Genomic DNA, 19,963 nt, shown 5'->3' with positions numbered 1-19,963 from the left:
CCTCCGATGGCCGGCCCGACCGGCGCTCCGCCTGTCGATCCCGTCCGTCATGACTTGGCGCCGCGCCCGGATTTTCCGGTTCTCGCCCGCGGCCCCGCCTCTCCTGAAGCGAGACGGTATCGAGAACCTGACCAAATGGTCAACTCTATTTTGAATTGAGAATCAGTATCAGTCTCGTTTGTTGCGGGGAACCGAATCATGCTAGGAACGTTTCGAGAACGATAGGAACAAGCGCACGGGAGACGGCGCATGGATCGACATGTCCGGTGGGCTCCGGCCGAAGGCGTCGGCCTGGAGCATCTGCGGCTGCACCGCAGCGGCGCCTGGATCCAGGCCGACAGCGTGGTGATCGGCGGCGATGAGGGGGTGGAGTGGGCGCTGACCTACACCATCGTGATGGACGCCGAATGGCGGGTGCGGTCGGTGGCGGTGACCGACCATGCCGGGGACCGGCGGCTGCGCCTCCTGGCCGATGGCGGCGGCACCTGGACCACCGGCGACGGCACGCCGCTGCCGCAGCTGGACGGCTGCATCGATGTCGACCTGGTGGCGACACCCTTCACCAACACGCTGCCGATCCGGCGGCTGAGGCTTGGGCCCGGCGAATCGGCCGAGATCAAGGTGGCGTATCTGCCGCTGCCGGACCTGACGCCCTTCGCCGCCTCGCAGCGCTACACCGCGCTGGCGCTGCGGCGCTGGCGATACGAATCGCTGGACGGCAGCGGCTTCACCGCCGAAATCAGCACCGACGCCAACGAGCTGGTGCTGGACTATCCGGGCCTGTACCGCCGAATAGGCTGACAGGCCGGTCTCAAGCCCCGGACCGCTGCCGCTGGCGGAAGCGGCGGACCTTGTCGGTGGTGCCGCAATCGGCCATCAGGCACCAGCGGCGGCTGGCGTTCTTGCTGCGGTCATAGAACAGCCAGGCGCAGTCATGGCCGGCACAGCGCTTCAGCCGCGCCGGCTCGCCCCGCAGCAGCAGGTCGAGCGCGTCCATGGCCAGGCGATGTCGCACCGCCGCACCGTCGACGGGAGGCTCATCCTGCCAGGCGCCGCCGGCCGCGGTGACGATCAGCCGGCGGCGAGCCGCCGCCTCCGCCACCTCGTGCTCCAACAGGGCGACCGCTTCGGGAGGCGGCTCGACCTGGAGCGCGATGGCGTCGAATACCGCATGCAGCGCCGCGCGCAGCCGGATCAGCCGCGACCACTCCTCCCGGTCGATTTGGGGCGTCTCGCCGAAGGCCCGCGCGCACCAGGCGGCCAGTGCGGCGGGGTCGCCGGCCCGCTCCCGCGGCCCAGGCCCGCCCCAGCCGGACAGCGTGTTGCAGAAATCCAGGCAGGCGAACCCGCCGACAAGGGGCAGCTCGGGAGGCGACGGCTGGTCCGATGACATGAAACCAGCATAGCCACTTTGACAGGTTTCAGCGAGACCCATATCGTTACCAGCAAACACCAGAAAGGTGGTTACGATGCGCTGGAACGCCCTCGGCCCGCTCTATGCCGGCGTCGGCCTGTCGGGGATCGGTCCGATCCTGATCCGCCTGAGCCCGGTCGATCCCGCCGCGACCGCCTTCTGGCGCCTGACGCTGAGCTGCGTCCCGGCCGCGATCCTGGCCTGGCGGTCGCCCGCCATGCCGGCGCGGGACATCGGCCTGGCCCTGCTGGCCGGGGCGATGCTGGCTGCCGACCTGGTGCTGTGGAACGCCTCGATCGTGCGCACCAGCGTCATGGAGGCGACGCTGCTGGTGATGATCTACCCGCTGCTGGTGGCGCTGCTGCCCGCGCTGTGGTGGCGGCGCCGGCCGGACGGGCGGGTGGTCGGCGGCGGGCTGGTCGCTTTCCTTGGCATCGCCATCCTGGCCGGGGCCCGCGGCGCCGCCGGCGGCGACCTGCTGGGGAACGGCATGGCGTTGCTGGCCGCGCTGTTCTACGCCGTCTGCTTCCTGATCTCGGCGGCGCTGTGCCGGCGGCAGAGCGCCGCCACCGTCACCTTCTGGACCCTGGTCGGCGCCGCGCTGGGCGCCCTGCCGGTGGCGCTGCTGCAGGACCGGATCCTGCCGCAGGAGGCGTCCGGCTGGCTGAACCTGGCGGCCCAGGCGCTGATCGGCTTCGCCTCGCAGATCCTGATCGCCAAGGCGTTGCGTACGCTCGACGCCGGCTTCTCGGCCATCGCCGGCTACGGCCAGCCGGTGGTGGCGACGCTGCTGGCCTGGCCGATCCTCGGTCAGGTGCCGCAGGCCGCCGCCCTGGCCGGCAGCGTCTTCATCGTCGCCGGCATCGCGCTGGCCGGGCGGGGTGAGTCCGAACCGGCTGCGCCGCCCCGCCCAGGGGCGGCGGAACCGGCACGCTGACCTATCGACGGCGCCGGCCATCCGGCCGATGATGCCGGCATGACCGATGCCGAGATGCTGGAATCGCCGGACGACACCGGCCTGGAGGTGCCGCGGCCGAGCGCAGGCAGCCGCCTGCGCCGGGCCCGCGAGGCGCAGATCCTGGACGCCGCCGAGGGCGTGTTCGCCGAAGCCGGCTTCTCCGGCGCCACCATGCAGGGCATCGCCGAGCGCGCCGGCCTGCCGAAGGCCAACGTGCATTATTATTTCGGGACCAAGGAGGCGCTGTACCGCGCCGTGCTGGCCCGCATCCTCGACCTGTGGGTCGACGCCTTCGACCATCTGGTGCCCGAGCGCGACCCGGCCGAGGCGCTGGCCGCCTATATCCGCGACAAGATGCGCTGGTCGCGCAGCCGACCGCTGGCGTCGAAGGTGTTCGCCAACGAGATCATCCACGGCGCGCCGCAGGTCGCCGACTACCTGTCCGGCAAGCTGAAGCGGACGATCGACGAGAAGGCGCGGGTGATCGAGGGCTGGATCGCCGCCGGCCGGATGGCGCCGGTCGACCCCCGGCACCTGGTCTTCACCCTGTGGGCCGCAACCCAGACTTATGCCGATTTCGAGGCCCAGATCCGGGCCGTGCTGGGGCGCGAGGCGATGGATGACGACGTCTTCCTGGTCGCCGGCCGGCACGTCACCGGGCTGATCCTGCGCGGCTGCGGCCTGAAGCCGCCGCGCGGCTACTGACGCGTCCGTGGCGGCGCGCGCCGCTTTGCGCTATGGATGCGCCATGCATCTGCGCCTTCTCACCCCGCTGGCCCTGTTCGCTCTCGCCGCCTGCGCCGCCGAGCCGTATCAGCCTGCGTTGCCGCCGACGGTGCTGCAGAGCGGCGCCGTCCAGGGCGAAGCCGCTTTCGACCAGAGTCGCGGCGAGGCGCTGCTGGCCCAGGCCAAGGCCGCCGAGGCCCGCAACCCCGGCGAGGCCAAGAGCCTGTACCGCCAAGCCGGCATGGCCTGGCCGGACCTGGCCGACGCCTGGGACGGGCTGAAGCGGGTGTCGGCGGAGCAGAACGACGCGGCCGAGGCCAAGGCCGCCGGCTTCATGGCCGAGCGGGTGAAGCTATATCCCGGCACGGCCATCGCCTCGCAGCGCGAGGTCAATGTCGCGCTGCAGAGCTACATCCAGGAACAAGCCAAGCAGCCGACCGACGGCCCGGAGCAGCTGGCCTATGCCAAGCGGCTGGGCGAGTACTATGACGCCCAATACGCTCGCGCCGGCTTCTACACCCGCGAGAAGGACTTCGGGAACATCGAGGGCCACGACATCCCGGCGGTGGTGATTGCCGGCGGCGGCATCCTGGGCTACGGCGTCACCATGGCGACAAAGCTGGAATAAGGCCGGTCAGCCCGTCCGCTCGCGCGGCGTCACCGACACCTCCCGCGCCCCGCCATCGCGCAGCAGGCGCAGCGCGGTGGCCACGCCGACCCGATCCACGCCGAGCAGCCGGTGCAGCGCATCGACGCCGTCGATCGGATGYCCGTCGATCGCCAGGATCACGTCGCCGACGCGCAACGCCGCGGCCCGGCGCCGCCGGGCAGCAACTCCGCCACCCGCACCCCGCCCGCGGCCGGCAGGCCGAGCGCCAGTTGCATCGGCCGCGGCAGCCGGATGGTCTGCGCGGCGATGCCGAGCGAGGCGCGCCGCACCCGGCCGTGGCGGATGATCTCCGACGCCACCACCAGCGCGGTGTCGCTGCCGATGGCGAAGCACAGGCCCTGCGCGCCGGCGATCATCGCGGTGTTGATGCCGACCACCCGGCCGAGCGCGTCGACCAGCGGGCCACCGCTGTTGCCGGGGTTCAGCGCCGCGTCGGTCTGCAGCACGCCGTCGATCAGCCGGYCGGACCGGCCGCGCAGCGACCGGCCGAGGGCGCTGACCACGCCGGCCGTCACCGTCGCCTCGAAGCCCAGCGGGTTGCCGATGGCGACCACCAACTGGCCGACCTGCAGCGAAGCGGAGGAACCGAGCGGGGCCCAGCCCGGCACGCTGTCATGCAGGCGCAGCACCGCGAGGTCGGTGTCCGGGTCCTCGCCGACCGGCCAGGCGACGACGCTGCGGCCGTCGCTGAGCGTAGCAGTGATCGACACGGCACCATGCACCACATGGCTGTTGGTCAGCACGAAGCCGTCCGGGGTGAAGATCACGCCGGAGCCGCTGCCCTGCGGCACCAGGGCGCCGTCCGGCCCCTTGCCGGAGACACGAAGGTGCACGACCGAAGGCGCCGCGGCACGCACGGCGTCGATCACGGTGCGGGAATAGGCGTCGAGCGCGGCGGCCTCTGCAGGAGTGGAGGAAGGGGTCGAGGCCTCGGTCCCCGGCGCCGAGGCGTCGAGGAGGAAGCGGGTTTCATAGCCGGGCATGGCAGGACCTCGGGAGCGGAAGGGACGGCGCCGGCCGGCGCGTCCCGTGTCGCAAGATGTAGGCACGCCCCGATGAGAACCCAAGGGGAACGGAACCATGCCGAGCCGCCGGGCTGACGAGGATGGCGGCCCGGCGTATGGTCCGCGGCATGCGCGATTCGCGCATCAGTCACGGCAAGGATGCCCGGAGATGGCGACGGACGCGCTGGACGGCTTCGACTGGCGGATCCTGGCGGCGCTGCAGGACGACGCCCGGATGAGCAACATCGCCCTGGCCGAGCGGGTCTTGCTGTCGCCGTCGCAATGCGCCCGGCGGCTGCAGCGGCTGGAGGAGACCGGGGTGATCCGCGGCTATGCGGCATTGCTGGATCCCGACCGCATCGGCCTGTCGGTCGCCGCCTACATCTCGATCACGCTGGAGAAGCACGGCGCCTTCACGGCGGAAGCCTTCCGCGAGGCGGTGCAACGCCATCCGGAGATCGTTGAATGCTGCGCCGTGACCGGCGACGCCGATTACGAGCTGCGCGTGGTGGCGCCGGACCTGAAGGACCTGTCGCGCTTCATCATGGACAGCCTGATGCGGATCGACGGCGTCTCCGCCATCCGCTCGCGCATCGTGCTCGACACCATCAAGGACAGCCGCCGGCTGCCGTTGCCGCCCGCGCCGTGAGGGCCTGGATCGGGGCCGCATGCCGCACCGGGTTGCCCCGGAGCGCGACCCGTGCTTGTTTCTGGCCACCTTTCGCGACCCGTCCGGAGCGCCCAGCGCATGACGCGTTTCTTGCAACTTCTCGGGAGTCTTCTCCTCGCCATGGCCATCACCCAAGGGGCTTCGGCCCGCGACCTCGAAAACACCCTCTATCTCGACCTGGATCAGGCCGGTACAGAGCGGGTGGTGATCGAGATGCGCCCCGACCTCGCCCCCAAGCATGTCGCCCGGATCAAGGAGCTGGTGCGGCAGGGCTTCTACAACGGCATCGTCTTCCACCGCGTGATCGAGGGCTTCATGGCCCAGACCGGCGACCCGACCGGCACGGGCATGGGCGGCTCCGGCCAGAAGATCGACGCCGAGTTCAGCCAGACGCCGTTCAAGCGCGGCACCCTCGGCATGGCCCGGGCGCAGAGCCCGAACAGCGCCGACAGCCAGTTCTTCATCATGTTCGCCGACGGCAGCTTCCTGAACGGCCAGTACACGGTCTGGGGCCAAGTGGTCGAGGGCATGCAGTTCGTCGACAAGATCAAGCGCGGCGAGCCGCCGGCCAACCCGGACAAGATCGTCAAGCTGCAGGTCGCGGCGGACGTCAAGTAAGGCCGGCCGAACGACCGATCGACGCGAAGCCCGGCTGCTCCCGCAGCCGGGCTTCTGCGTTTCAGCGGAAGCGGAAGGCGATCAGCGGCATCTTGTAGGTCTCGCGTACCTCGGAGATCGGCTTGCCGTCCTGGCGCAGCACGATGGCGCGGTTCTCGAACAGCGCGGCCGTTGGATCATAAGCCGGGGCCGGCGCCGCGGCGGCCCAGCCGGCCAGCTGCGCCGACGGCATCCGCTCCCACCCCTCCGGCAGGGCCTGCCACAGCACGGTCGAGGACAGGGTCCGGCGCGACGGCCCGAGCGGCCGGATGGCGCGACCGAAGGGCGTGTCGGTCCCGGTCAGCGTCGCGTTGATCTCCGGCGTCAGCCGGTTCGGCAGGTACCAGTTGTCGGCCTCGGACAGCACTTGGTCGCCGCAGACCAGCTGGACCCGGCGATACACCACCGGCTCGGCCGCGTCGGTGATCTCCAGCTCCTGGCGCTGCGCCTCGGTCAGCGGCACCTCGCCGGGCACGCGCTTCGCCACGATCTTGGCCGTCGGCGCCAGCCCGTAGCGGCCGCACCAATCCTCCAGGAACAGGGTCGCGCTGTCGGTGGCGCCAAGCCCGGCACGCAGCGACTGCACCAGGGCGGTCAAGGCCAGCCGGTCGGACAAGGCGGCGGTGCCGGCCTCCTGATTGGCCGCCACCTCGGCCCGGGCTCGGGCGAGCGGCGCGGTCAGCACCAAAGCGGCAGCGGCAGCGACGATCGGCAGGCGGCGCACCATCGATCTCCTCATCTCAGGACCGGCAGGATGGCTGCAGTGCGGCCGGAAGGCGCCACGGCAATCCGCCGCAGCCGCATCACGCGGCGGCGTGCTCGCAGCGGTTCACCTCGACCGTGACATGCGACAGGCCGGGCAGGCCGCCGAGCCGGGCCTTGTACTGTGCCGGCGGCAGCGGCCGGTCGCTGACCAGGGCGACGATGGCGGCGGCGTGGCCGGGGCCGACACGCCAGAGATGCAGGTCGGCGATGCGGTCGCCCCCAGTCTCAAGCCGATCGCGAATCGAGTCGGCCAGGCCCGGATCGGGCACGGTGTCGAGCAGCACGGCCCCCGAATCGCGCAGCAGGCCCCAGGACCAGCGCGCGATCATGATGCCGCCGACGATGCCCATCACCGCATCCATCCAGGCCCAGCCGTAGAACCGGCCGGCGAGCAGGCCGAGGATGGCGCCGACCGAGGTCACGGCATCGGCCAGCACATGGAAATAGGCGGCTCGCAGATTGTGGTCGCGGTCATGGGCATGGTGCCCGTGATCGTGGTGGTGGCCGTGATCATGGGCATCGTGATGCCCGTAATGGTGATGGTCGTGATGTCCGTGGCCGTGATGGTCGCCATCATGCAGCAGCCAGGCGCTGGCGATGTTGACGGCGAGGCCGACGACCGCGATGGCGATCGCCTCGTCATAGGCGATGGCGACCGGGTTCAAGAGGCGCACGATTGATTCCCAGCCGATGCCGATCGACACCACTGCCAGCACCAGGGCGCTGGCGAAGCCGGCGAGATCGCCCAGCTTGCCGGTGCCGAAGGCGAAGCGCGGATCGCGGGCATGGCGGCGGGCATAGCGATAGGCCAGCGCGGCGACGCCGAGCGCCCCGGCATGGGTCGCCATGTGCAGCCCGTCGGCGAGCAGGGCCATCGAGCCGAAGGCGAGGCCGCCCGCGATCTCGACCGCCATCATCGCCGCGGTCAGCATCACCACCCAGCGGGTGCGGCGCTCGTTGCGGGCGTGGTCTGCGCCGAGGAACAGATGGTCGTGACGCCAGTCGTCGAGGGAATGGCTGTGCATCGCCGCCTCCCGGGGGTTCAGTGGAGCAGGAGCATGGCCGGGTGGCCGGTCCAGTCGCAGACGTCGCGCGTGGCCACCGCGACCGGCACCTCGGGATGGTTGTGGCGATACAGGGTCAGCGCGGCCTCGAAGGCCCATTCCGGCGGTTCGGCCCGGGCGCAGAGCTCGCGATAGACCCGTTCGACGGCGACGCGACAGCACATGATGGTCTCGATGCTCTCACAGATATTTGGTGATCTCGCGCAGCGAGGCGAGGCGAGCGTCACGGCCCTCGGCTCCGTTCGCCAGATGCGCGACGCAGTGATCGACATGGTCGAGGATCAGCATTGTCTTCGCCTTCTCCACCGCCTTGACCACGGCCTGGAGCTGCTGGGCGATGGCAAGGCCGTCCTCGCCGGCCTCGACCATGCGCAGCGTGGCGGCGAGATGCCCCTGGGCCCGCTTCAGCCGGCCGAGGATCTCGGGATTGTTGGCATGGCTCATGAGAATAACCTATCCCCCTGGAGGGGATGGGGCAAGCGACGGCTGGTCGCAGGGCCTTAAATTGCCTCTCCCGCAAGCGGGACCTTTTCGGAATTCCCAACACCGTCATTGCGAGCGCAGCGAAGCAATCCAGGGGTCGCACGCACCGGCCCCTGGATTGCTTCGTCGGCTTCGCCTCCTCGCAATGACGGCAAGGGATGGGTGTTGTGAAAAGGTTTCGCTGGCGGAAGAGGCTACGCGTCTCCTCAGGCTGCCGCAGCCGCCTCCGCTTCCCGCACCGCCTTGACCCGGGTGGTGCTGCGGCGGCCGTCGAGGGCGGCCGGGATGTCGCCGGCGATGGTGGCGCGGCGCACCACGCGGCGCTGGTCGCCATAGTCGTTGACCGCGTAGTGCTGGGTGGCGCGGTTGTCCCAGATCGCCACGTCGCCGRCCCGCCATTGCCAGCGCACCGTGTTCTCCGGCCGGGTGACATAGGCCTGCAGCGTGGTGAACAGCTGGGCCGATTCATTGGCCGAGAGGCCGAGGAAGCGGCGCACGAAATGGCCCAGCACCAAAGTGCGCTCGCCGGTCACCGGATGCACTCGCACCACCGGGTGCTCGGTCTCATAGACGGTCGAGGCGAACACGTCGCGGTGGTAGCGCAGCCGCTCCGGCGTCGCCTCCGGATGCGACGCGGCATAGTCGTAGTCGTTGCTGTGCAGGGCCCAGAGCTGGTCGGCCAGGCCGCGCAGCGGCGCCGGCAGGTCGAGATAGGCGGTCGCCGTGTTGGCCCAGATGGTGTCGCCGCCGAACTCCGGCACCACCACCGCGCGCAGGATCGAGGCCTGGGGGTAGGCGTCGACGAAGGTGACGTCGGTGTGCCAGGAGTTGGCGCGCTGGCCGCGGGCGGAATCGAGCTCGAGCAGGAAGTCGGCGCCGGTCGCCACCGGCTGGGTCGGATGCGCCACCGGGTCGCCCAGCGCCCGGGCGAAGGCCTCCTGCCCGGCATCGTCGAGATCCTGGCCGCGCAGGAAGATCACCTTGTGCCGGTGCAGCGCCGCGCGCAGCCCATCGAGGGCGACCGGATCGAGGTCGCCGGAGAGGCGGAAGCCGCGGATCTCGGCGCCGATGCGGCCGGCGATCGGTCGGAGGTCGAGGTCGCCCATGCTGTGCTCCTGTTCATTCACGTCGCGGCGTTGGGCATCACTAGATATTACGTTTCTCTGTGGATCAATATCCGTAAACCACGTTCATCGACAGAGATTACAGAACCGGGACCCTCGGATGCCCGGATTGCCGTTTGTGGAGGCCGCGGTTCGTCGTAAACGACGGACGAATCCGGAGGGGCAGTGGGTCGATCCGAGAACATCGCGGCGAGACGCGCGGTTGGGGGCCGGCCAATCCTGGCCAGCGGCTTGGCCGTCGCCGTCGTCTGCCTGCTGCTGGTCGCCTTCGCCGACCGCCCGGCGGCGCTGTGGTTCGAGGCGCATCGCGGCTCCGAGATCATCGCCGCGGTGAAGGTGTTCACCGATATCGGCCTCGGCATCTGGTGGTACGCGCTGGCGATCCTGGGCTGGCTCGGATACCGCTTCGCCGCCTTCCTGGCCGCCTATGGCGATGTCCGGGCGCGGCGGCTGCGGCAGGCCCGCGGCTTCGGCTTCATGCTGGCGGCGCTGGTCGCCACGACCCTGACCAACTGGCTGATGAAGGCGGCGATCGGCCGGCCGCGGCCGCGCCACCTGTTCCGCCAGGACGCCTTCGTGCCGCACCCCTTCGGCTGGGACCTGTTCTCGAACAGCTTCCCGTCCGGCCACGCCCAGACCATGGCCACGGCGATGGCCGCGCTGTGGATCCTGTTCCCGCGCTGGGGCTGGGCCTTAGCCCTGCTGGGCGGGCTGGTGGCGCTGAGCCGGGTGGTCGTCACCTCGCACTATCCGGCCGACATCGTCGCCGGCGCCTGGCTGGGCGTTGTGATGGCGCTGGCCGTGCGCCGCTGCCTGGAGGCGACCGGCGGCCCGGTCGCGATCACGCGATGACGGCGATGATCGCGATGATCGCCGCCCTGATCCCGGTGCTGGCGCCGGTGGTGGCCTCGGCCGGGGTCGGCTATGTCTGGGCCCGGTCACGCCACCCCTTCGACCTCGGCTTCGTCACCCGGCTGGTGACCTATGTCGGATCGCCCTGCCTGGTGTTCTCGACCCTGACCAGGTTTCACGTCCCGGCCGGCGAGATCATCGGCCAGGCCGGGCTGGCCATGCTGTCGGTCTTCGCCTGCGGCTTGGTCGGCGGTCTGGCGCTGTACGCGACCGGCCGGACGGTGCGGCCGCTGCTGCCGACGGTGATGCTGCCGAATGCCGGCAATCTCGGCCTGCCGATCGCCTATTTCGCCTTCGGTGACGAGGGGTTGGCGCTGGCCCTGCCCTTCTCCGCCGCGATGACGCTGCTGCAGTTCACCGTCGGCGTCTCCTGCGCCTCCGGCCACAGCCGCTGGACCGAGATCCTCAAGACGCCGACGATCTACGCCATCCTGCTGGCCATCGCCTTCGCCGCCGGCGGCATCGACACGCCGCGCTGGCTGGCCAATGCGACCGAGCTGCTGGGCGGCGTCACCCTGCCGCTGATGCTGATCGCGCTGGGTGTGTCGCTGGCCAGCCTGCGCATCGCCAATCTGGGCCATGCGCTGTGGCTGGCCGGGCTGCGCCTGGTGCTGGGCCTCGCCGCCGGATACGGCGTGGTCTGGCTGGCCGATATCCCGCAGCCGGCCGCGGCGATCCTGATCCTGCAATCGGCGATGCCGCCGGCGGTGTTCAACTACCTGTTCGCCGCCCGCTACGGCGGCCCGGTGGAGGAGGTGGCCGGCGCCGTCGTCGTCGGCACCATCATCAGCCTGCTGACCCTGCCGGTGCTGCTGGCGGTATTGATGGGCTAGGTTGTTAGCCTGGGTAATCCCTAACCCATACTGTCATGCCCGGGCCTGACCCGGGCATCCAGAGGATATCGACATCTTCTGGATTGCCGGGTCAAGCCCGGCAATGACAGCAAGGGGATCAGGTCGAAGACCTGCGCTCGCGGCCGCGCCCCAACCTACCCTTCCTCGATCTCCCGCTTCCGCGCCTCGTAGGTGGCCGGGTCGATCAGGCCGCGCCGGCGCATGATCTCCAGCGCCACCAGGGCCCGGCCGCGGTTGTCGTCGCCGACCGAGCCGCTTTCCGCATCCGCATCGCCGCCGGCCGCACCCGGCTGCACCTTGTCCGCCATGATATCGTCCGTCCGTTCTGCGACGCCGCGCGCGCTTCCACCGGAAGGGCGCAGCGCCTATGACGGCGGACAATGACTCACGGGGGAAGGCCGGTCGAGATGTGGACGAAGCGGATCCTGCGGATCCTGGCCCTGGCGGTGCCGGCGATCGCCATCGCCGCCGCCGTGGCCTTCTGGCTCGGCCCCCCCGGTAGCCGCGGCGTCGTCGGCCAGGGGTTCGGGTCGGTCGGCGGCCCGATCGCGCTGGTCGACCAGGCCGGCAAGCCGGTCACCGAGAAGGATTTCGCCGGCAAGGACGCGCTGGTCTTCTTCGGCTTCACCAACTGCCCCGATGTCTGCCCGACCGAGCTGTCGACCATGGCGGCGGCGCTGGACACGCTGGGGCCGAAGGCCGAGGGGGTGGTGCCGGTGTTCGTCACTGTCGACCCGGAGCGCGACACGCCCGAGGTGGTCGGGCTGTACGCCCAGGCCTTCCACCCCCGCATGGTCGGGCTGACCGGCTCGGCCGGGCAGATCGCTCAGGCGGCCAAAGCCTTCCGCGTCTATTATAAAAAAGCGCCGCAAAAGGACGGCGCCTATTCGATGGACCATTCCGCCTTCATCTACATGATGGGGCCGGACTGGCAGGTGCTGGACATCCTGCCGCCGCAGCTGTCGCCGCAGGACATGGCCCAGAGAATTTCGAAACAGCTCTGACCGGCACGAACAAGGTTGCGATCCTGCCCGGCGTGCTATCGTGGCCGCACCCTGTCGTTCGTTTCTCGGGAGTTGCCTCATGACCCTTCGCCACGCCGTCCTGGCCGGGATCGCCTTCCTCGTCCTCAACGGCTGCTCCGAACGCGAGGCCCGGCAGCAGCAGGCGCTGACGGCTCAGAACGACCTGGTCGGGCTGAGCGAGGCCCGCCTCCTGTCCTGCGCCGGCGCGCCGTCCCGCAGCCGCAGCAGCGGCAACACCCACTACCTGACCTATCAGAGCGCCGGCATGGCCGCGGACGAGGCCGCCAGCATCGGCGCCTTCGGCGGCTCGGCCGGAAGCGGCATGGGCATCGAGCCGGTCAATTCCGGCGTCGGCCAGAAGATCGGCACCAGCGCGCTGGACCCGAACTATTGCGAGGCCACCTTCACTCTGGTCGACGGCCGGGTCGCCGAGGTCCGCTACCGCACCTCGGGCGGCTACCTCCGCACCGCCCAATGCTCGGACATCGTCGCGCCCTGTATGGGCGGGCCGACCTTCGACCCCGGCCAGCCGAAGCCGTAATCGGCCCGCCGTCGGCGGCGGAGCACAAACCGTCGCGGACCGGATGGACCCCGGGCCTGAAAATCGGGCCTCTGTCCGCTATCTGCCCCGGGCCGGTTGCCGATCCCGTCCGCGGGCACTAAAAGCGTCTTTCTGCAGCGCGAAAAGCGCCGTCCGATGGAGTGCGAGCCGATGAAGATCCTGGTCCCGGTCAAACGGGTGATCGACTTCAACGTCAAGGTCCGGGTCAAGGCCGACGGGTCCGGCGTCGACTTGGCCAACGTCAAGATGTCGATGAACCCCTTCGACGAGATCTCGGTCGAGGAGGCGATCCGCGCCAAGGAGGCCGGCAAGGCGACGGAGGTCATCGCCGTGTCGATCGGCCCGCAGCAGGCGCAGGAGACGATCCGCACCGCGCTGGCCATGGGCGCCGACCGCGGCATCCTGGTGCAGACCGATGTCGAGCTGCAGCCGCTGGCCGTGGCCAAGCTGCTGAAGGCGCTGGTCGACAAGGAGCAGCCGCAGCTGGTGATCCTGGGCAAGCAGGCGATCGACGACGACGCCAACCAGACCGGCCAGGCGCTGGCCGCCCTGCTGGGCTGGGGCCAGGCGACCTTCGCCTCGAAGCTGGTGCTGGAGGACGGCGCCGCGCTGGTGACCCGCGAGGTCGATGGCGGGCTGGAGACCATCCGGGTCAAGCTGCCGGCGATCATCACCACCGACCTGCGCCTGAACGAGCCGCGCTACGCCTCGCTGCCGAACATCATGAAGGCGAAGAAGAAGCAGCTGGACACCGTGACCCCGGCCGATCTGGGCGTCGACCCCGCGCCGCGGCTGAAGACGCTGAAGGTGGTCGAGCCGGCGAAGCGCAAGGGCGGCGTCAAGGTCGCCAGCGTGCAGGAGCTGGTGGCCAAGCTGAAGACCGAAGCACGCGTGATCTGAGGGGCGGGGACAAAGACATGTCGATCCTGATCGTTGCCGACCACGACAACGCCACGCTGAAAGCCGCCACGCTGCACGCCGTCACCGCGGCGCAGAAGATCGGCGGCGACATCCATGTGCTGGTCGCAGGCGCCGGTGCCCGCCCGGCGGCGGAGGCCGCGGCCAAGGTGGCCGGCGTCGCCAAGGTGCTGCTGGCCGAGGCTCCCGCGCTGGAGCACCAGATGGCCGAGACCGTGGCCCCGCTGGTGGCCGACCTGGCCAAGGGCTACAGCCATGTGCTGGCGACCGCGACCAGCGCCGGCAAGAACCTGCTGCCGCGCGTCGCAGCGTTGCTCGACGTGCAGCAGATCTCCGAGATTACCTCGGTCGATTCGCCGGACACCTTCGAGCGGCCGATCTATGCCGGCAATGCCATCGCCACGGTGCAGTCGAGCGACCCGATCAAGGTGATCACGGTGCGCGGGACCGCCTTCGAGGCGGCGGCGGCCGAGGGCGGGTCGGCCGCGATCGAGGCGGTCGAGGCCAAGCCCGATGCCGGCCTGTCGAGCTTCGTCGGCCAGGAGCTGAGCAAGTCCGAGCGGCCGGAGCTGACCTCGGCCCGGATCATCATCTCGGGCGGCCGCGCCATGGGCTCGTCCGAGAACTTCAAGATCCTCGAGGGCATCGCCGACCATCTCGGCGCCGCCATCGGCGCCAGCCGCGCCGCGGTCGATGCCGGCTACGTGCCGAACGACTACCAGGTCGGCCAGACCGGCAAGGTGGTGGCGCCGGACCTGTATATCGCGGTCGGCATCTCCGGCGCGATCCAGCACCTGGCAGGCATGAAGGATTCGAAGGTCATCGTCGCCATCAACAAGGACGAGGAGGCGCCGATCTTCCAGGTCGCCGATTACGGCCTGGTCGGCGACCTGTTCAAGCTGATCCCGGAGCTCGAGGCCGAGCTGAAGAAGAGCTGAGCGGCCGCCCGGCCACCTGTCGAGGCATAAGGCGCATCCTTCGGGATGCGCCTTTTTGCTGCCGGTTCCCCTTGACAGGACCGGCGGGTTGTTCGCTGCTGTTAGCCAAGTTTCGACCACCGATTGCGGATCGCCGATTTGCAGAATGTGCTGCGCCAGAGCCAAGGGATTTCCGGCAGGCGCCGGGCCGGCCCGCGCGCGCGCAACCCCAGCACGTGCGACCGCTGAGCAGCAGGAGGATTCGGCCGGATGCCGGATGAGACGCCGCGCTATTCCCCGTTCATCGAGGGCGAGACCGTCGATCTCTGCGTCCCGTCCGAGCAGGCGATCACCGACGGCTGGGCCGACTGGTTCAACGACGCCCGGACGACGCGCTGGCTGTCCCAGGGCATCTACCCGAACCATGTCGAGGACCAGCGCAGCTTCCTCGAATCGATCCGCAAGCGCGACCGCTTCGCCGTGCTGATCTGCGGCAAGGGCGGCGGGCCGCTCTACGGCATCATCTCGCTGTCGGCGATCGACTGGATCGCCCGCTCGGCCCAGATCTCGCTGGTGGTCGGCAAGGCGCCGCCAGGCCGCCAGCTGGTGCAGCTGGAGGCCATGGCGCGGGTGACCGAGCATGCCTTCCAGCGCATGGGGCTGGACCGGATCTGGGCCGGCCAGGCCCATCCCGGCCTGGCGCGCTGGAACCAGTGGCTGGAGCTGCTGGGTTATTTCACCGACGGCGTGATGCGGCGCGGCTTCGTGAAGGGCCGCGAGACCGTCGACAACGCAGTGATGATCAGCTGCCTGTACGAGGATTACGCGGCGCTGAGGACCCGGCGCGGCGGCCAGCTCTGGCCCGGCAACGACGCCATGCTGCGGCTGGTCAAGGCGATGCCGAAGCACGGCTTCGCCAGCCGGCTCGCCGAGTTCCTGGACCGCGAGCTGCCGCTGTACAAGGCTGAGATCGAGGCGTTCGAGCGTGGCGTCCTGGCGGGCGAGAGCGACGGGGCCGCGCCGAGACGCCGCCTGGCCGAATCTTGAGCGCCGCACCGCACGCCTCGCCTCCCTGGCGCGGCGCCGCGGCACTCGGCCTCGGCACCGCCCAGTTCGGGCTCGACTACGGCATCGCCAACGACCGCGGCATCTGTCCGCCCGAGGATGTGGCGGCGATCCTGGAGGCGGCGGCCGCAGCCGGCATCGGCGTGCTCGACACCGCCCCGGCCTACGGCAGCGCCGAGCAGGTGCTGGGCCAGGTGCTGCCGGCGGCGCACCGCTTCCGCATCGTCACCAAGACGCCGCATCTGGCCGGGCTGCGCGATGACGGCGACATCCGGCACGCCGTGCTGGACGCCTTCGCCCAGTCGCGGACGAAGCTGCGCCGCGACCGGCTGGCCGGCCTGCTGACCCACAACGCCAACGACCTGCTGCGGCCCGGCGGCCCGGCGCTGTGGGCGGCGATGGCAGAGCTGAAGCGGGCCGGCGAGGTCGAGCGCATCGGCGCCTCGATCTACAGCGCCGGGCAGCTCGACGCCGTGCTGAACCGCTATCCGGTCGACATCGTGCAGCTGCCCTGGAATGCGGTGGACGGCCGCATCGGCCCGCCGCGTCTGGCCGCGCTGGCGCAGCGGGGGATCGAGCTGCACGCCCGGTCGGTCTTCCTGCAGGGGCTGCTGCTGGCCCCGCCCGGCCGTGCCGCCGGCGTCTCGCCACAGGCCGCGGCGCTGGTCGGGCGCTGGCGCGACGCCGTCGCCGCTTCAGGCGCCGAGCCGCTGGCCGCGGCGCTGGGCGCGGTGATCGGGCGGCCGGAGATCGGCACCGCCCTGGTCGGCGTGACCCGGCCGGAGGAGCTGGCCGGCATCATCCGGGCCGCGGCCGCAGCCCCGCCGCTGGCGGCGCCGGTGCGATCGATCGACGACCTGGTGCTGAACCCGGCGCTGTGGCCCTCCGGCAACCGCCCGGCTGCGATCCTGACCGGCACCGCCGTGGCGCTGCGGCCGGCAGCCTCCGGCGAGACCATGGTGCTGGCGGTACAGCCGAAGGAGGGCGGCGATTCCCGAGGTGCCGTCCGGATCGGCCCGGTCGACCGAGCCGCGGGCGAGGCCGTCCTGACCCTGCAGGATGCGGGAGACATGCCCGGTGCCTGGCAGGATGAGGCGGTGGCGCTGGCGGCCCGCCTGGCGTTCGAGCAGCTTGGGCTCCGCCGCCTGACCGCGGTCGAGGCGGAGCCCTTCGCGCGCGCCGGCTGGACCCGGGCGGAAGGGCGCTTCATCCTGGACGACAAGAGCTACTGGGAGCGGACATGACGGTGCTGGCGATCCTGCAGGCGCGGATGTCCTCGTCGCGGCTGCCCGGCAAGGTGATGGCCGACCTGCTCGGCGAACCGATGCTGGCGCGGCAGGTCGAACGGCTGCGGCGCTGCCGGACGCTCGACAGGCTGCTGCTGGCGACCAGCACCGATGCCGCCGACGACGCGCTGGCCGAGCTGGCCGGCCGGATCGGCGTCGAGTGCTTCCGCGGCAGCCTGGACGACGTGCTGGACCGCTTCCACGCCGCCGCAGCAGGGCAGGGCGCGGACCAGATCGTGCGCCTGACCGGCGACTGCCCGCTGATCGACCCGGGGCTGATCGACCGGCTGGTCGAGCTGCATGTCGCTGGCGGCTACGACCATTCCTGCAACACGCTGACGCCGCGCTGGCCCGACGGGCTGGACGCCGAGGTGATGCGCGCCGAGGTGCTGGAGACGGCGTGGCGCGAGGCGACCCTGCCGTCCGAACGCGAGCACGTCACCCGCTTCATCTACACGCGGCCGGAGCGGTTCCGCCTCGGCAGCCTGGTCGGCGACACCGACTTGTCCGACCAACGCTGGACCGTCGACACGCCGGAGGACCTGGCGATGGTGCGGGCGGTCTATGCCGCGCTGTACCCGGCCAACCCGGCCTTCGGCACCGAGGACATCCTGGCTTTCGTGGCGGCGCATCCCGAGATCGCCGCGCTCAACCGCGCCCACCGGCGGAACGAGGGCCTGGAGCGCTCGCTCGCCCAGGACGCCACCAAACCGTGAGGACCACAGTGGCAGAACGCTATGCGGCATCCGAGGCGATGCTCGACCGGGCCCGGCAGACCATCCCGCTGGGCGCCCAGACCTTCAGCAAGAGCATCACGCAGTATCCGCTCGGCGTGTCGCCTTATTTCGCCGCCCGCGGCCAGGGCAGCAAGCTGTGGGACGTCGACGGCAACGAATACATCGACTTCATCAACGGCCTGGCGTCGGTGACGCTGGGCTACAACGACCCGGACGTCACCGCCGCGGTCAAGGCGCAAGTCGACCACGGCACAATCTTCAGCCTGTCGAGTCCGCTTGAAGCCGAGGTGGCGGAGCGGCTGGTGGCGATCGTGCCGTCGGCCGAGATGGTGCGCTTCGGCAAGAACGGGTCGGATGCCACCGCCGGCGCGGTCCGGGTGGCGCGGGCTTACACCGGCCGCGACCACATTCTGGTCTGCGGCTATCACGGCTGGCAGGACTGGTATATCGGTGCCACCGCCCGCAACCGCGGCGTGCCGGAATCGACCCGCGCCCTGACCCACACCTTCCTCTACAACGACTTGGCGGCGCTGGACCGGCTGCTGGACGAGCATGCCGTGGCGGCGATCGTGATGGAGCCGATGAACGTCGCCTTCCCGGCCGAGGGCTATCTGCAAGGGGTGCGCGAGCGGGCGACCAGGCACGGCGCGGTGCTGGTGTTCGACGAGACCATCACCGGCTTCCGCGTCGCCAATGGCGGCGCGCAGGAGCTGTTCGGCGTCACCCCCGACCTGACCACCTTGGGCAAGGGCATCGCCAACGGCTATCCGTTGTCGGCGGTGTGCGGCCGGCGCGAGCTGATGATGGAGATGGAGGAGATCTTCTTCTCCTTCACCATGGGCGGCGAGACGCTGTCGCTGGCAGCGGCGCGGGCCACCTTGGACAAGGTGGTGCGCGAGCCGGTGACCCGGCATATGGCCGAGTTGGGCACGGCCTTGCGCGACGGCACGGCGGCGTTGATCGAGCGGCACAAGCTGGGCGAGGTGCTGTCGCTGTCCGGCCATCCGTCCTGGACTTTCCTCCTGATCAAGGACCAGCCGGACGCCAGCGCCTTCGAGATCAAGACCCTGTGGCTGCAGGAGATCTTCGCCCGCGGCCTGCTCTCGCTCGGCAGCCACAATATGAGCTATGCCCACAGCCGGACCGATGTCGACCGCGTGCTGACGATCTATGACGAGGTGTTCGCCCTGCTGTCGGCGGCGATCGGCCAGCAGCGGGTGCGGGCCGCGCTGCGCTGCGAGCCGCTGGTGCCGCTGTTCCGGGTGCGGTGAGGGCCACCCCAAAACGAGACCACCCCGCCGCCGGGATCTCTCCCGGACCGACGGGGTGGCTCTTTCACCGCCCCTGCCGGCGGCGAATCAGCCGGGCGTATTAGTTGCCCGAGCCGGTGGTGCCGGTGGTCCCGCCCGTGGTGCCGGTGGCCGGTGCCGCCGGCGGCGGCGCTTCGGCCTTACGGCCCTCGAAGGCGGGCAGCGCTTCCAGCTGCTCCTTGGTCATGGCCGTTCTCACACCCTCATCGGGCCGGGCGCCGATGGTCAGCTTGTCAAGCGGAATGGCCACGGATTTCGAGCCGATGCCGAGGAAGCCCCCGACATCGATCACCACGGCATCTACGGTCTTGCTGCTCTTGTCGACCAGCACATCCGAGGTCTTGCCGATCGAATCGCCATTGGTATTGGTGACGCTGGCACCGATCAGGTCGGAGCCGAGGATGTGCGACTCCGGAAGCTGCTGCTGACCTTCCGGAACCGTGCTGCCGGAGGTCGCCGCCGACGGCGCGGTCGTGGACGGGGTGGCCGGTGCGGTCGTAGTGGCAGAAGGCTGCTGCGTCGTCGTCTGTGCGATGGCCGGCAAGGCCAACAGGGCGACGGCGGAGGCAGCGGCCATCAAAGTCTTGCGCATGATCGGTCCTCCTGGAGGATCTCATGGGGATACCTGAGCAACAGGAGGTCCGGCGGCGCGGTTCCCCGAAACGACGAAAGCCCGGCGGAGTGCCGGGCTTTCGGTTCGGATCGGAAATCTACTCGCCGCTGGACGGCTCGGCGGGGGTGTCCTCCACCTTCACCTTGCGCGGCCGGCCGGGCCGGCGCTTCGCCGGGGCGGCCGGGGCCTCCTCCGCCGCGACACCGGGCAGGCCCGGCTGCGCCGAGGC

At 70.4% G+C, this 19,963-nt stretch carries 26 protein-coding genes; 16 read left to right on the top strand and 10 right to left on the bottom strand.

Going from position 1 to position 19,963, the window contains the following annotated elements; genetic code table 11:
- The first annotated feature begins 249 nt into the window (after positions 1–249).
- Entirely contained in the window at positions 250–801 is a 552-nt protein-coding gene (locus tag AB4Z01_RS12480; RefSeq protein ID WP_441693965.1) for a putative glycolipid-binding domain-containing protein, read from the top strand.
- A gap of 10 nt (positions 802–811) precedes the next feature.
- On the opposite strand, the gene AB4Z01_RS12475 is transcribed toward AB4Z01_RS12480, so the two are convergent.
- A complete protein-coding gene (locus tag AB4Z01_RS12475) occupies positions 812–1,393 on the bottom strand; it encodes a CGNR zinc finger domain-containing protein (RefSeq protein WP_441693963.1) in 582 nt (193 codons plus the stop codon).
- A 76-nt stretch (positions 1,394–1,469) separates the two neighbouring features.
- On the opposite strand from AB4Z01_RS12475, the gene AB4Z01_RS12470 reads away from it, so the two are divergent.
- From AB4Z01_RS12470 to AB4Z01_RS12460, 3 genes are read left to right on the top strand one after another with little or no spacing between them, the layout of a single operon-like run.
- The gene (locus AB4Z01_RS12470; protein WP_441693961.1) at positions 1,470–2,351 is read left to right on the top strand and encodes a DMT family transporter; all 882 of its coding nucleotides are present in this window, start codon (positions 1,470–1,472) and stop codon (positions 2,349–2,351) included.
- Positions 2,352–2,390: 39 nt separating this feature from the next.
- Positions 2,391–3,077: a TetR/AcrR family transcriptional regulator gene (locus AB4Z01_RS12465; protein ID WP_441693959.1), complete on the top strand. Its 687-nt coding sequence runs from the start codon at positions 2,391–2,393 to the stop codon at positions 3,075–3,077.
- 43 nt (positions 3,078–3,120) lie between these two features.
- Positions 3,121–3,726 (top strand): hypothetical protein, encoded by a 606-nt coding sequence (locus AB4Z01_RS12460; protein WP_441693957.1) that lies wholly within the window; start codon positions 3,121–3,123, stop codon positions 3,724–3,726.
- A gap of 6 nt (positions 3,727–3,732) precedes the next feature.
- Here the strand turns inward: AB4Z01_RS12460 and AB4Z01_RS12455 are convergent, their stop codons facing one another.
- Positions 3,733–3,903: a PDZ domain-containing protein gene (locus tag AB4Z01_RS12455; protein ID WP_441693954.1), complete on the bottom strand. Its 171-nt coding sequence runs from the start codon at positions 3,901–3,903 to the stop codon at positions 3,733–3,735.
- A complete protein-coding gene (locus AB4Z01_RS12450; protein WP_441693951.1) occupies positions 3,885–4,751 on the bottom strand; it encodes a trypsin-like peptidase domain-containing protein in 867 nt (288 codons plus the stop codon). The genes AB4Z01_RS12455 and AB4Z01_RS12450 overlap by 19 nt, the downstream gene beginning before the upstream one ends.
- 190 nt (positions 4,752–4,941) lie before the next feature.
- Here AB4Z01_RS12450 and AB4Z01_RS12445 point away from each other — a divergent pair, with 190 nt between their 5' ends.
- Both AB4Z01_RS12445 and AB4Z01_RS12440 read left to right on the top strand, forming a co-directional pair.
- Positions 4,942–5,421 (top strand): Lrp/AsnC family transcriptional regulator, encoded by a 480-nt coding sequence (locus AB4Z01_RS12445; protein WP_441693948.1) that lies wholly within the window; start codon positions 4,942–4,944, stop codon positions 5,419–5,421.
- 141 nt (positions 5,422–5,562) lie between these two features.
- A complete protein-coding gene (locus AB4Z01_RS12440) occupies positions 5,563–6,060 on the top strand; it encodes a peptidylprolyl isomerase (protein ID WP_441693946.1) in 498 nt (165 codons plus the stop codon).
- A gap of 61 nt (positions 6,061–6,121) precedes the next feature.
- Here AB4Z01_RS12440 and AB4Z01_RS12435 read toward each other — a convergent pair whose 3' ends face one another.
- The 5 genes from AB4Z01_RS12435 to AB4Z01_RS12415 form a co-directional block, all read right to left on the bottom strand.
- Positions 6,122–6,826 (bottom strand): hypothetical protein, encoded by a 705-nt coding sequence (locus tag AB4Z01_RS12435; protein WP_441693944.1) that lies wholly within the window; start codon positions 6,824–6,826, stop codon positions 6,122–6,124.
- A 76-nt stretch (positions 6,827–6,902) separates the two neighbouring features.
- Positions 6,903–7,889, bottom strand: coding sequence for a CDF family Co(II)/Ni(II) efflux transporter DmeF (gene dmeF / locus AB4Z01_RS12430; RefSeq protein ID WP_441693941.1), 987 nt, complete (start codon positions 7,887–7,889; stop codon positions 6,903–6,905).
- A 17-nt stretch (positions 7,890–7,906) separates the two neighbouring features.
- Positions 7,907–8,092, bottom strand: a complete 186-nt coding sequence (locus tag AB4Z01_RS12425; RefSeq protein ID WP_429225060.1) for a hypothetical protein — start codon at positions 8,090–8,092, stop codon at positions 7,907–7,909.
- Between the two features lie 16 nt (positions 8,093–8,108).
- Entirely contained in the window at positions 8,109–8,372 is a 264-nt protein-coding gene (locus tag AB4Z01_RS12420) for a metal-sensing transcriptional repressor (RefSeq protein ID WP_088153075.1), read from the bottom strand.
- A gap of 245 nt (positions 8,373–8,617) precedes the next feature.
- Positions 8,618–9,517: a TauD/TfdA dioxygenase family protein gene (locus tag AB4Z01_RS12415; RefSeq protein ID WP_441693938.1), complete on the bottom strand. Its 900-nt coding sequence runs from the start codon at positions 9,515–9,517 to the stop codon at positions 8,618–8,620.
- 249 nt (positions 9,518–9,766) lie between these two features.
- On the opposite strand from AB4Z01_RS12415, the gene AB4Z01_RS12410 reads away from it, so the two are divergent.
- Both AB4Z01_RS12410 and AB4Z01_RS12405 read left to right on the top strand, forming a co-directional pair.
- On the top strand, positions 9,767–10,387 hold the full coding sequence (locus AB4Z01_RS12410; protein ID WP_441693935.1) for a phosphatase PAP2 family protein: 621 nt from the start codon (positions 9,767–9,769) through the stop codon (positions 10,385–10,387).
- A complete protein-coding gene (locus tag AB4Z01_RS12405; RefSeq protein ID WP_441693932.1) occupies positions 10,384–11,280 on the top strand; it encodes an AEC family transporter in 897 nt (298 codons plus the stop codon). Before AB4Z01_RS12410 ends, AB4Z01_RS12405 begins: the two co-directional genes overlap by 4 nt.
- Before the next feature lie 155 nt (positions 11,281–11,435).
- Here the strand turns inward: AB4Z01_RS12405 and AB4Z01_RS12400 are convergent, their stop codons facing one another.
- The gene (locus AB4Z01_RS12400) at positions 11,436–11,609 is read right to left on the bottom strand and encodes a hypothetical protein (protein WP_441693929.1); all 174 of its coding nucleotides are present in this window, start codon (positions 11,607–11,609) and stop codon (positions 11,436–11,438) included.
- 99 nt (positions 11,610–11,708) lie between these two features.
- On the opposite strand from AB4Z01_RS12400, the gene AB4Z01_RS12395 reads away from it, so the two are divergent.
- The 8 genes from AB4Z01_RS12395 to AB4Z01_RS12360 all read left to right on the top strand — a co-directional run bounded on the left by AB4Z01_RS12395 (position 11,709) and on the right by AB4Z01_RS12360 (position 19,082).
- Positions 11,709–12,305 carry an SCO family protein gene (locus AB4Z01_RS12395; RefSeq protein ID WP_441693926.1) on the top strand — a complete coding sequence of 199 codons (597 nt, stop codon included), beginning with the start codon at positions 11,709–11,711 and terminating at the stop codon, positions 12,303–12,305.
- Positions 12,306–12,384: 79 nt separating this feature from the next.
- Complete coding sequence (locus AB4Z01_RS12390; RefSeq protein WP_441693923.1) at positions 12,385–12,867, top strand: hypothetical protein; 483 nt, start codon at positions 12,385–12,387, stop codon at positions 12,865–12,867.
- Between the two features lie 171 nt (positions 12,868–13,038).
- Positions 13,039–13,788, top strand: coding sequence for an electron transfer flavoprotein subunit beta/FixA family protein (locus AB4Z01_RS12385; protein ID WP_441693921.1), 750 nt, complete (start codon positions 13,039–13,041; stop codon positions 13,786–13,788).
- Between the two features lie 17 nt (positions 13,789–13,805).
- A complete protein-coding gene (locus AB4Z01_RS12380) occupies positions 13,806–14,744 on the top strand; it encodes an electron transfer flavoprotein subunit alpha/FixB family protein (protein ID WP_441693918.1) in 939 nt (312 codons plus the stop codon).
- 249 nt (positions 14,745–14,993) lie between these two features.
- Entirely contained in the window at positions 14,994–15,770 is a 777-nt protein-coding gene (locus AB4Z01_RS12375) for a GNAT family N-acetyltransferase (protein WP_441693915.1), read from the top strand.
- The gene (locus AB4Z01_RS12370; RefSeq protein ID WP_441693913.1) at positions 15,767–17,032 is read left to right on the top strand and encodes an aldo/keto reductase; all 1,266 of its coding nucleotides are present in this window, start codon (positions 15,767–15,769) and stop codon (positions 17,030–17,032) included. The genes AB4Z01_RS12375 and AB4Z01_RS12370 overlap by 4 nt, the downstream gene beginning before the upstream one ends.
- Entirely contained in the window at positions 17,029–17,790 is a 762-nt protein-coding gene (locus AB4Z01_RS12365) for a cytidylyltransferase domain-containing protein (RefSeq protein WP_441693910.1), read from the top strand. The genes AB4Z01_RS12370 and AB4Z01_RS12365 overlap by 4 nt, the downstream gene beginning before the upstream one ends.
- Before the next feature lie 8 nt (positions 17,791–17,798).
- Positions 17,799–19,082 (top strand): aminotransferase class III-fold pyridoxal phosphate-dependent enzyme, encoded by a 1,284-nt coding sequence (locus AB4Z01_RS12360; RefSeq protein WP_441693908.1) that lies wholly within the window; start codon positions 17,799–17,801, stop codon positions 19,080–19,082.
- A 100-nt stretch (positions 19,083–19,182) separates the two neighbouring features.
- Here the strand turns inward: AB4Z01_RS12360 and AB4Z01_RS12355 are convergent, their stop codons facing one another.
- Complete coding sequence (locus AB4Z01_RS12355) at positions 19,183–19,713, bottom strand: PRC-barrel domain-containing protein (protein ID WP_441693905.1); 531 nt, start codon at positions 19,711–19,713, stop codon at positions 19,183–19,185.
- Between the last annotated feature and the right edge of the window lie 250 nt (positions 19,714–19,963).

The organism is Inquilinus sp. YAF38 (genome assembly GCF_052113205.1).
Lineage (GTDB): Bacteria > Pseudomonadota > Alphaproteobacteria > DSM-16000 > Inquilinaceae > Inquilinus.
This window is presented reverse-complemented; position numbering and strand designations above follow the sequence as displayed.

Bases quoted from the DNA above. Each gene is read 5' to 3' on its own strand.
- AB4Z01_RS12425 (WP_429225060.1), bottom strand. From the start codon at position 8,092: ATGTGCTGTCGCGTCGCCGTCGAACGGGTCTATCGCGAGCTCTGCGCC.
- AB4Z01_RS12385 (WP_441693921.1), top strand. From the start codon at position 13,039: ATGAAGATCCTGGTCCCGGTCAAACGGGTGATCGACTTCAACGTCAAG.
- AB4Z01_RS12460 (WP_441693957.1), top strand. From the start codon at position 3,121: ATGCATCTGCGCCTTCTCACCCCGCTGGCCCTGTTCGCTCTCGCCGCC.
- AB4Z01_RS12420 (WP_088153075.1), bottom strand. From the start codon at position 8,372: ATGAGCCATGCCAACAATCCCGAGATCCTCGGCCGGCTGAAGCGGGCC.
- dmeF (WP_441693941.1), bottom strand. From the start codon at position 7,889: ATGCACAGCCATTCCCTCGACGACTGGCGTCACGACCATCTGTTCCTC.
- AB4Z01_RS12395 (WP_441693926.1), top strand. From the start codon at position 11,709: ATGTGGACGAAGCGGATCCTGCGGATCCTGGCCCTGGCGGTGCCGGCG.
- AB4Z01_RS12475 (WP_441693963.1), bottom strand. From the start codon at position 1,393: ATGTCATCGGACCAGCCGTCGCCTCCCGAGCTGCCCCTTGTCGGCGGG.
- AB4Z01_RS12380 (WP_441693918.1), top strand. From the start codon at position 13,806: ATGTCGATCCTGATCGTTGCCGACCACGACAACGCCACGCTGAAAGCC.
- AB4Z01_RS12470 (WP_441693961.1), top strand. From the start codon at position 1,470: ATGCGCTGGAACGCCCTCGGCCCGCTCTATGCCGGCGTCGGCCTGTCG.
- AB4Z01_RS12375 (WP_441693915.1), top strand. From the start codon at position 14,994: ATGCCGGATGAGACGCCGCGCTATTCCCCGTTCATCGAGGGCGAGACC.
- AB4Z01_RS12355 (WP_441693905.1), bottom strand. From the start codon at position 19,713: ATGCGCAAGACTTTGATGGCCGCTGCCTCCGCCGTCGCCCTGTTGGCC.
- AB4Z01_RS12365 (WP_441693910.1), top strand. From the start codon at position 17,029: ATGACGGTGCTGGCGATCCTGCAGGCGCGGATGTCCTCGTCGCGGCTG.
- AB4Z01_RS12465 (WP_441693959.1), top strand. From the start codon at position 2,391: ATGACCGATGCCGAGATGCTGGAATCGCCGGACGACACCGGCCTGGAG.
- AB4Z01_RS12445 (WP_441693948.1), top strand. From the start codon at position 4,942: ATGGCGACGGACGCGCTGGACGGCTTCGACTGGCGGATCCTGGCGGCG.
- AB4Z01_RS12400 (WP_441693929.1), bottom strand. From the start codon at position 11,609: ATGGCGGACAAGGTGCAGCCGGGTGCGGCCGGCGGCGATGCGGATGCG.
- AB4Z01_RS12390 (WP_441693923.1), top strand. From the start codon at position 12,385: ATGACCCTTCGCCACGCCGTCCTGGCCGGGATCGCCTTCCTCGTCCTC.
- AB4Z01_RS12435 (WP_441693944.1), bottom strand. From the start codon at position 6,826: ATGGTGCGCCGCCTGCCGATCGTCGCTGCCGCTGCCGCTTTGGTGCTG.
- AB4Z01_RS12440 (WP_441693946.1), top strand. From the start codon at position 5,563: ATGGCCATCACCCAAGGGGCTTCGGCCCGCGACCTCGAAAACACCCTC.
- AB4Z01_RS12480 (WP_441693965.1), top strand. From the start codon at position 250: ATGGATCGACATGTCCGGTGGGCTCCGGCCGAAGGCGTCGGCCTGGAG.
- AB4Z01_RS12405 (WP_441693932.1), top strand. From the start codon at position 10,384: ATGACGGCGATGATCGCGATGATCGCCGCCCTGATCCCGGTGCTGGCG.